General features: G+C 56.7%; 9 protein-coding genes, 2 tRNA genes and 2 pseudogenes. 8 read left to right on the top strand and 5 right to left on the bottom strand.

The features are described from left to right. Both BKN05_RS00175 and BKN05_RS00170 read left to right on the top strand, forming a co-directional pair. On the top strand, positions 1-212 hold a 212-nt coding region (locus tag BKN05_RS00175; RefSeq protein ID WP_286687604.1), incomplete at its 5' end, for a hypothetical protein. Positions 213-251: 39 nt separating this feature from the next. Next, positions 252-833: an NADPH-dependent FMN reductase gene (locus BKN05_RS00170; RefSeq protein WP_286687603.1), complete on the top strand. Its 582-nt coding sequence runs from the start codon at positions 252-254 to the stop codon at positions 831-833. Positions 834-1,011: 178 nt separating this feature from the next. On the opposite strand, the gene tig is transcribed toward BKN05_RS00170, so the two are convergent. The 3 genes from tig to BKN05_RS00155 form a co-directional block, all read right to left on the bottom strand. Further along, positions 1,012-2,370 carry a trigger factor gene (tig, locus tag BKN05_RS00165; RefSeq protein ID WP_005324044.1) on the bottom strand — a complete coding sequence of 453 codons (1,359 nt, stop codon included), beginning with the start codon at positions 2,368-2,370 and terminating at the stop codon, positions 1,012-1,014. Positions 2,371-2,460: 90 nt separating this feature from the next. Beyond that, positions 2,461-2,534 (bottom strand) — tRNA-Pro (locus tag BKN05_RS00160). 134 nt (positions 2,535-2,668) lie between these two features. Beyond that, complete coding sequence (locus BKN05_RS00155; protein ID WP_049377228.1) at positions 2,669-3,490, bottom strand: flagellar basal body-associated FliL family protein; 822 nt, start codon at positions 3,488-3,490, stop codon at positions 2,669-2,671. Positions 3,491-3,612: 122 nt separating this feature from the next. Here BKN05_RS00155 and BKN05_RS00150 point away from each other — a divergent pair. Next, positions 3,613-3,687 (top strand) — tRNA-Gly (locus tag BKN05_RS00150). Between the two features lie 148 nt (positions 3,688-3,835). Here BKN05_RS00150 and BKN05_RS00145 read toward each other — a convergent pair. Beyond that, positions 3,836-4,618: pseudogene (locus BKN05_RS00145) on the bottom strand (IS1249 family transposase); the annotation flags it as partial. A gap of 48 nt (positions 4,619-4,666) precedes the next feature. Here BKN05_RS00145 and BKN05_RS00140 point away from each other — a divergent pair. Beyond that, a protein-coding gene (locus BKN05_RS00140) for an IS3 family transposase (protein ID WP_193394702.1) occupies positions 4,667-5,901 on the top strand; the annotation gives its coding sequence in 2 pieces (ribosomal slippage) (positions 4,667-4,955 and positions 4,955-5,901; 1,236 coding nt in all). A 21-nt stretch (positions 5,902-5,922) separates the two neighbouring features. On the opposite strand, the pseudogene BKN05_RS00135 reads toward BKN05_RS00140, so the two are convergent. Beyond that, a pseudogene (locus BKN05_RS00135) lies at positions 5,923-6,324 on the bottom strand (transposase-like zinc-binding domain-containing protein); the annotation flags it as partial. Between the two features lie 183 nt (positions 6,325-6,507). On the opposite strand from BKN05_RS00135, the gene BKN05_RS12605 reads away from it, so the two are divergent. From BKN05_RS12605 to BKN05_RS00120, 4 genes are all read left to right on the top strand, one after another. Then, positions 6,508-6,957, top strand: coding sequence for a nitroreductase family protein (locus BKN05_RS12605; protein WP_353743543.1), 450 nt, complete (start codon positions 6,508-6,510; stop codon positions 6,955-6,957). A 12-nt stretch (positions 6,958-6,969) separates the two neighbouring features. After that, complete coding sequence (locus BKN05_RS12600) at positions 6,970-7,200, top strand: nitroreductase family protein (RefSeq protein ID WP_353743542.1); 231 nt, start codon at positions 6,970-6,972, stop codon at positions 7,198-7,200. Between the two features lie 180 nt (positions 7,201-7,380). After that, positions 7,381-8,013 carry a hypothetical protein gene (locus BKN05_RS00125; RefSeq protein WP_286687602.1) on the top strand — a complete coding sequence of 211 codons (633 nt, stop codon included), beginning with the start codon at positions 7,381-7,383 and terminating at the stop codon, positions 8,011-8,013. An 18-nt stretch (positions 8,014-8,031) separates the two neighbouring features. Then, a complete protein-coding gene (locus BKN05_RS00120; RefSeq protein ID WP_049377230.1) occupies positions 8,032-8,865 on the top strand; it encodes an aldo/keto reductase in 834 nt (277 codons plus the stop codon). Positions 8,866-8,935: the final 70 nt, after the last annotated feature.

Here is an 8,935-nt window from a genome sequence, read left to right as displayed (position 1 = left end):
CGCTGTTTGAAGCCATCCGCGAAGGAAACCAACCCGCAGCCATGCGGCTGTTGAATACATCCGCCGCACGAGAGGCCGTCCTCGGGGGGCTTCTAGGACTCATCGAACTGTACTTCCGCCATGAAGAAGGAGACAAAGTAGATGGCTTCCTCACCGCCGCCCACGCTGCCGGCCCACCACCGGCCTTTGGCTGCAAGCCTTTTCTCCCTTGACCACGTCTCCCTACACCCAACTAAGAAAGAAGGTTTACCATGACCACCCCACGTATCAGCGTTATCGTCGGCAGCCTGCGCCGAGAGTCATTTGCACGCAAGATTGCACACGAGGTGCTCACGATGATCCCTGAAGGCTACGAGGCAAGCATCGTGGAAATCCGTGACTTGCCGCTCTATGACTTCGACTACGATGACCCCGCCGTCACGGACAAGCCCACTCCGGCTGAGTACACCACCTTTCGCGAGACCATCAAGAACTCGAGCGGGATCCTCTTCATTACGCCAGAGAACAACCGCACTATCCCTGCCTGCCTCAAAAACGCAGTGGACATCGGCTCTAAACCCAACTCAGATGTGGCGTGGAAGAACCTTCCCGCAGGTATCATTAGCCACTCTGTAGGCCGCATGGGCGGCTACAGTTCACAGAAGAACCTTCGCCTCGCTCTGTCCTACTTCGACATGCCGCTCCCTGGTCAGCCCGAAGTATTTCTGGGCCAATCCCCCACCCTTTTCGAAGAGTCCGGACATCTCAATCAACGTACCGCAGACTTTGTCAAGGATTACGTTATGCGCTTCCTGCAGTTGACCGACGAGGCCTTTAGAGCCAAGAACGGCTAGCGGTATCCCCAGCCAACACACATCACATCACGCCCTCTTCGAAGTACTCAAAGACTCCTAGAGGGCGTCCACAATGACACAAACCCCGGATTCAGGCTCATCCTTGAGTTACCTGAATCCGGGGTTTCATGCGCGCTCGCCACCACACATGTGGCAGCAGCGCGTTACAAGTGGGAGATTACTTCTCCTCGGAAGCTTCTGCAGCGTCCTCTTCTTCGATTTCACCGAAGTACTGGTCAACGTCTACGTCATTGCCCTCTTCATCCTTGACGGTGGTGCGGCAGATAGCGGCAGCCAGTGCCTTGCCACGGCGCACGTCAGAGAAGAGGTTTGCGATCTGGCCGTTGGACTGCAGCTGCTGGATGAACTGGTTCGGGTCCATGCCGTAGGACTGAGCGGTGAACAGGATGTGGTCGGTCAGCTCCTGCTGGGAAACTTCCGGCTCTTCCTTCTCTGCTACAGCGTCAAGGAACAGCTGGGTGCGCACGGACTCTTCTGCCTGCTCGCGAGTCTGCTTATCAAACTCCTCGCGGGAGGTGCCCTGTGCCTCAAGCAGCTGAGCCAGTGCCTTCTCATCGTGAGCCAGCTGGCCCAGGATCTGGTGCAGCTGGGAGTGAGCCTGCTCGTCCACTACGGACTGCGGCAGTTCGAATTCAACCTCGGACAGTGCGGACTTCAGAACCTCATCGCGGATCTGTGCAGCCTGCTCAGCCTTCTTGGTCTCCTCCACCTGGGTCTTGGTGGATTCACGCAGCTCGTCCATGGTGTCGAACTCAGAAGCCATCTGAGCAAACTCATCGTCCATAGCCGGCAGCTTGCGCTCCTTGGACTGCTGGACATGGACCTTGATGGTGGCCTCTTCGTCCTTGTGCTCACCGGACTGGATGGTAGAGGTGAACTCGTTATCCTCACCGGTCTTCATGCCGCGCAGGGCAGTGTCCAGACCCTTGATGAGGTCATCATCGCCGATACGGTAAGACAGCCCCTCGGTGGAAGCGTCTTCGATCTTCTCGCCGTCAATTTCAGCGGTAATGTCGATGATGGCGTAGTCGCCGGTCTTCATCTTGCGCTTGGTGTCCTTGAGCTCACCGAAGCGCTCTGCCAGCTCCTCCAGAGCCTTGTCGACGTCCTCTTCGTCAGCCTTTAGGGCTGGGACGGTAACGGAGATCTTGGAGAAGTCCGGAATCTCGAACTCAGGGCGGATATCAACCTCTGCGGTGAACTCCACGAAGTCCTTGTCCTCAATCTTGGAAATATCAACGTCCGGCTGGCCGATGACCTTCAGATCGTTTTCCTTGACTGCCTGCTCGTAACGGGAAGGCAGCATGTCATTGACAACCTGCTCCAGGATGGGGCCGCGGCCGAAGCGAGCGTCAATAAGCTGGCGCGGTGCCTTGCCCTTACGGAAACCTGGAATAGAAACCTGCTGCGCGATTGCCGCGTAAGCTTGATCGATTTCCTGGTCCAGCTCCGCAAACGGAACGTTGACGGTGAGCTTAACGCGGGTATCGCTCAGCTTGTCTACGGTGGTCTTCACGAGTGAATCTCCCTGGCTTCATTGTTTTACGTACATAAACTTAAAGGGGGTCCGGAAATCCTTATTAGGGCATTTCCAGACCCCCATACGTCGGGGCGACAGGATTTGAACCTGCGACCCCCTGCTCCCAAAGCAGGTGCGCTACCAAACTGCGCCACGCCCCGTATGTAGGCCACCAAGTTACCTTGGCTGCGTTGCATACCTGAGACAGTGTACCGTGTCAGTTTTAAATCTCCTAAACGGACCCCCACTTAATGGAATCCCCGCAGCACAGAAGACGATTTCGACAGCCTAGCGGCTAGAAATCGAAATCGAAATCAAACATTCCGTCAAAGAATCCACCGCCATCGCCATCGCCAAGACCATCAAACAGGCCGCCACCGTCATCGCCACCGCCCATGTCGCCAGCATCGCCAACGTCACCGCCCATGTCGCCAGCATCGCCCATGCCGTCACCACCGCCCCAGTCGCCGTTTTCGGCAGCGGCCGCGGAATAACCAATGCCAGACATACCGGAGAACAGGGCATTAAACATCATGGAGTAGCCAACCATCCACACGCCGGTCTGCAATGCATCGGCCCACCACGGACGCGAGTACCACCCTGCCGGAACTGGGCGCCCTGCGACGGTTCCGCCTGGGTAGTAGTTCGGGGTATCCGCGGAGGCATATGGCGAAGCAGTGATCTGCTGGCCATTCGCTTCCACGGTGCGCTTTTCCGTTACCTTGCCGGCGGCGCGCTGCCCCTCGAGCGGTGGCAGCTCTGGGCCCGGGTTCATGCCCATAATCTCGCGCGCGGCATTCACATAATGCATGCCTTCCAGAGCCGACTCACGCGCGAGGTTCGCCTGCTTTGCAGTAGTGGCGCGCGAAATTGCCGAGTTAGCCGCAGTAAAGCGCTCGGACGCATCGGCCATTGCCTGCTGGGAGGCAGAATCGGTGCCAGAAATCTGCATTACCTGTCCACCCAGGCGTTCAATCCACCGGCGAGCATCGGCTTGTGCATCGGCCAATTGCTGTGCTTCTCGTTCCTCGCGGCGCTTTTGAGAGTTGCGCGAGGACATAAACCACGCGCCTCCGCCCACTGCCAGCACAAGGAGCAAAATTCCCACTACGATCATCGCTTTCTATAGTTAGGGCCATTCCTCTTATAACAACGGCTCAAGCGCTACCCTAGTTCCCTATTTTCATTTTTGCCGCCGCGTGCGCTAAAGTATGGCGCAGCGTTTCAATAGCGCGCTGTGGGAATGTCGTATAGTGGCTAATACCTCAGCCTTCCAAGCTGAAGACGCGGGTTCGATTCCCGTCATTCCCTCCACGTCTCGCCCATCTTTCAGGTGGGCGATTTTTCGTTTTACTTCCCCGGCCCTACTCATCTGCGCTGGCCACACTTGGTTTAAGGTGGACGCATGCGGCAATGTGGGTTAAGGGTCAAAATGTGTGTCTGGCTCGGCGTGTCGCTGGGGTTAGATTTGGCCTTTTTGGATGCCGATTGAGTGGGTGTACTCGGTGTCGATACCGTTGTCGTAGAGGGCTGGTCGTCCTGTTTCGTGGTCGGCTTGGTTCTCGGTGTGGGTCAGGATGGATACTTTGGCGAGTTGGTCCTGGCCCCAGTGGGACTGTCTGGCGATGCGTAGTGGATCGTCGGGCAGTTCTGTTTTTAGGTACAGCCACCAGTCCAGCATTTTGCGCTGGTGTTCATTTGTTCTGCCCCGGTGAGCACGCGCAATCTCTTTCAGGCGAGCGTTAATCCCGCCTTCAAGACTGTTGGTCGTAGATTTGATGCGGGCAGGTTCTAAGACGCCTTTAGGTTGATTGATGTAGACAAAGAGCATGCCTTGGCGCCATAGATGGTTCAGACTGTTGTAGGCCTTTCGCACGTTGGAATGTGTCCATACCCATGTCCAATTTCCTGTATCAGGGTCTTTAACCCTGGTCCTCTCGTCCATCCACCTGCGGTAGACAGTGTTGAAGTTATGGAGCAATACACCCCAGTCAGCTACCTCTTCTTTAGTTCGCACTCGGGTGAGTTTCAGCGCTAGCGTGTAGATAGCTTTGCCAGCATCAGTGCGCGGACGTGAGGTTGTATAGCGGCGAACTACACGCTGTGCGTGGACGAGGCAACGCTGCACATGTGTTGTTGACCAGCAGGTTTTTATTGCACTTGCTGTTCCTTGCCCGCCATCTGTCGTTGCGATTAACGGGGCGGGGATGCGTTCGAGCAGGCGTGTGTAATCGGGAGCGGTTTGAAGTGTCCCAGGTTTTGTTCCGTTTGAGTAGATGGGAAAATCTGGAATATGCCAAGAAAATTTGACCAGGATGCAAAGGACCGTGTGGTCCGTCTCGTGGAAGATCGCATCTTGGCAGAAAATATGTCGATGCAAGCCGCGTGCCAGGCAGTAGCTCCAAAGCTGGGGGTTTCATGGCATACGGCCCGTCAATGGACTCAACAGGCCCGTCGTGCGGGAAACATCCCAGAACCTGTGCCTGAAGATTTGGCCGCGGAAAACGCGAGGCTGCGTCGTGAAAATCAAGAGCTACGCGACACTAATGAGCTGCTGAAGGCCGCTTCAGCTTTTTTCGCGTCGGAACTCGACCCAAAACGTCGGAAATGATCCGGTTCATCGATGAATACCGGGTTCGTTTCTCTGTCGAGTTCATCTGTAAGACGTTGAAGAATAACCGGTCTGGTGGGTTCATCACCTCGCGTGGCTATCGCCAGTCCAAGGCCCGTGGGTTAAGTGCTCGTCGCCTTCGTGATGCTGTGCTGGTCGAACGCATTAGAACTGTTCATCGGGATAATTACGGTGTCTACGGTGTACGGAAAATGTGGCATGCTCTCCGCCGTGACGGAATTGATATCGGTCGTGAACAAACTGCCCGTTTAATGCGCTTGGCCGGTGTTTCTGGCAAAGGCAAAGGCAGATCACCTCTCACAACCCGTAAGCCTAACGTGCCTGATCTGCGCCCAGACTTGGTCGAGCGTGAATTCAAAGCCCCCGGACCGAACAAACTGTGGGTGGCTGACATTACGTATGTGCGCACGAAGAAAGGCTTTGTGTATGCCGCGTTTGTCACCGACGTTTACTCCCGACGGATCGTTGGGTGGGCGTTATCAGACTCCATGCGCACCGAAGCGTTGCCGCTGCAAGCTCTTAATCAGGCGATCGTGTGTGCTGAGGAAACAACAAGTCTCATTCACCATTCGGATCACGGCTCGCAGTACGTCAGCGTGGTCTACAACGAGCGCCTTGCCCAGCACGGGATTGCCGCTTCCACCGGAACTGTCGGGGATTCTTATGACAATGCTCTGGCTGAAAACGTTAACGGCTCCTACAAGAACGAGCTGATCCATACTCGCAGGTGGGAGGATGTTGTCGAGGTAGAAATCGCGACGTTCGAGTGGGTGTCATGGTGGAACGAGATGAGGCTTCACCAAAGCTTGGGATACCGAACCCCAGTCGAAGTGGAAACCGATTTTTGGAAGCAGAAACCGCCACAGGAAATAATAGAAATCAAGGCAAATGCCTAGGAACAAAACTCGGGGCACTTCAGTTTCGTGTTTGCACCAGTGCCAAGCAACAACATGATCGAGGGTGGAAGCTACAATCAAGCATCCGCCAGCGGTGTAGGTACCGTCGAGAAATATCTGGTCATAGACTCGGCCTGTATGTGCCACGGTGGGATCCGGTACGTCAATAAGCCAGCACCATGTAAATCTGCGCTTCATAGTGGAATGGCTTACATTGTTGCGTTTAGCCAGTGCAGTTAGCGAGATTGTGGTGGTGCAATGCTCGATAAAATCCGCAAAAATTCTAGCGTTGGTGACGTCGGGGCGACGTTTGATGCCTGATGCCCCACAGGCTTTACATCGCCATCGTGTGGTTCCTTTGCTGGTAGTTCCGTTGCGTTTCATGTCGCCGCCGCAGTGGCAGCGTGGTCGATTCTTCGGCATCAAGCCACCACACCACCAGGGCCTACCACATCCAGGTAGAAACACCGGGGATTTACCGTCAAGGACAGCGATATACGGTCGTGAAGCCTATACTTTCAACAATCACACTGGACAGTGACTATAAATCACCGATCCCAGACACACTTTCTGACCCTTAACCCGGCAATGTGTACAGTGGCGCGCATGACTTCAACCAATAAGTATTCCGAATTTATCCGCAATCGCCACTCTCCCCGCGCATTCCTTCCGGAGCCCATGCCGGTGGAAGACATCAAGCAGGTCTTGGAGGACGCTCAATCCGCACCGTCCAACTCCAATACCCAGCCGTGGAACGTGCACGTGGTGGGCGGAGAAAAGCTCAAGGAGCTCAGCGCCGCGCTGATTAAGGAATTCGACACCAACGGCCTCAGCCCGGACTTCACCACCGATTATGGTGAGGGCATCCACCCCCAGCGTTCCCAAGAACTGGCCGCCAAAATGTACGGGCTGCTTGGTATTAAGCGCGAGGATAAAGAAGGCCGCGTGGAGTTCGTCCGCGAAAACCTGCGCTTCTTCGGCGCGCCGCATGCGGCACTTCTTTTTATCCCACCGATGGGCGACCGCGTCCGTGCCGCCTTTGACCAGGGAACCTAAGCCGAAAACTTCTTGCTTTCCTTGGAAGCACACGGCTATCACGGCATCCCACAGGGCATGATTTCCTTGATTGCGCCAACCGCACGCGAATTCCTCGGCGTGGACGAGGACTACAAGCTGGTCGCCGCCATCACCTTTGGTACGGCCGATGAATCTAGCCCAGTCTTTAATACGGCTCCGGGCCGCGCGCCGCTCTCAGAGACCGTGACGGTGCACGGCATTGAGGGCCTGGAGCTCGATTAGCACCGGCTCCCATCAGAAAGCTACTTTCAACGATTTCGTCCATCTAAACCACCGCGACCGTCGACGAAATAGGCGATTTATAGGGACGAAATCGTTGAATCGCCGCGGCGAGCGTCCGCTCACCAATATCACTAAGCGAAGTTGGCCGAAGGGGGCGTCGGCAAGCCTAGAATTGAGCCCATGGATATCACTCTTGCGACCTTTGACCATGCGCCGGAGACCGCACTGCGCGGCGTTCGTTTTAATAACACGTGGGTACCTTCGGAAACCTATGCGGACTCCCGCCGCGGTACCCTGACCGGACAGTACCCCCAGCGCCAAGCCGCCACGCGCATCAGTGAGGTTTTTGCTGGGGTGGGCTACGAGGTGCGTGAAGACACGGACCCTGCCGGTGACGATGTCTTCCGCCTACTTGAACAGCCCAGCCTGGAGGAACTCGACCAGGTTGAAGGCATTATTGCCGTCTGCTCCCTGCTAGGTGGAAATGCCCCGATGTCGGTACTGTGGCCGGGTGTGGCGGAAAGCGGAGAGAATAACGAGCTAGTCTCCCCTATTGATTTGGCTCCCACCCTCGCCGCCATTGCCGGGCTGGATGTGCGGCCCAATGCGCGCCTGTCCTTCGATGGGTTGAACTTGGTTCCGGTACTGCGCCATGGTGCCTCGGGGCACGCCGCGTTGTTCTTTGACAATGGCGTGCGCATGATAGATGCCGCGCTTATCGACGGCACCGCTACCCCACCCCATGAGCGTGCCCGCCTACAGGATGAGTGGGAGACGTGGAATAAATTCATCACGCTCGGCCCACTACAGTAGGCAGGTAGTCTGGGGCGCATGAGCGTACCTAACATCACCCTTAATGATGGCAATACCATCCCACAGCTTGGCTTCGGCGTATTCCAGATGGATCCGGACAAGACCGAAGAGCTGGTAGCCGAGGCCCTGCGCGTGGGCTATCGACATATCGATACCGCCGCTATCTATGGCAACGAGGAAGGCGTGGGCCGGGCAATTGCCAAGTCCGGCATCCCGCGCGAGGAACTTTTTGTTACCACCAAGCTGTGGAATGACCGCCAGACCGATGCCGCCGCAGCACTCGATGAGTCCTTGTCCAAGCTCGGCCTAGAGTATGTGGATCTCTACCTCATCCACTGGCCTACCCCGGCGAAGGGAACCTACGTCGAGGCCTGGCAGCAGCTCATCGAGCTGCAGAAACAGGGCAAGGCAAAGTCCATCGGCGTCTCCAACTTCGAGCTGGAGCACTTGGAGCAGCTGGAGCTCAAGACCGACGTCAAGCCGGCGGTCAATCAGGTCGAACTCCACCCTTACCTGCAGCGCTGGCGCGAGCTGGATGCTTTCCGCGCCCACACCATCGCTATCGAGGCATGGGGGCCTTTGGGGCAGGGGAAGAGCGATATTTTGGATGCCCCCGAGGTCACCGACGCCGCTGCGGCGCACGATGTCAGCCCGGCGCAGGTCGTCATCCGCTGGCACCTGCAAAATGGCGTCATCCTCTTCCCTAAGTCCGCCACGCCATCGCGGATCGCGGAGAATTTCGACGTCTTCGGCTTTGAGCTCACCGAGGACGAGATGGCCGCCATCACCGCCTTGGATGAGGGCGAAGAGGGGCGCGGCGGTCCGCACCCGAATGACATGAATGATGCCTAAGCCTTAGCGCCTCGGCCAAACCGGCCGGTGCGTACACAAAAGCGCCGCGGAACCAGCTTTGGTCCGCGGC

This window comes from Corynebacterium sp. S5S1 (assembly GCF_001913985.1).
Taxonomy (GTDB): domain Bacteria; phylum Actinomycetota; class Actinomycetes; order Mycobacteriales; family Mycobacteriaceae; genus Corynebacterium; species Corynebacterium marquesiae.
The sequence above is the reverse complement of the archived record's forward strand: the minus strand, read 5'-3'. Positions and strand labels throughout refer to the sequence as shown.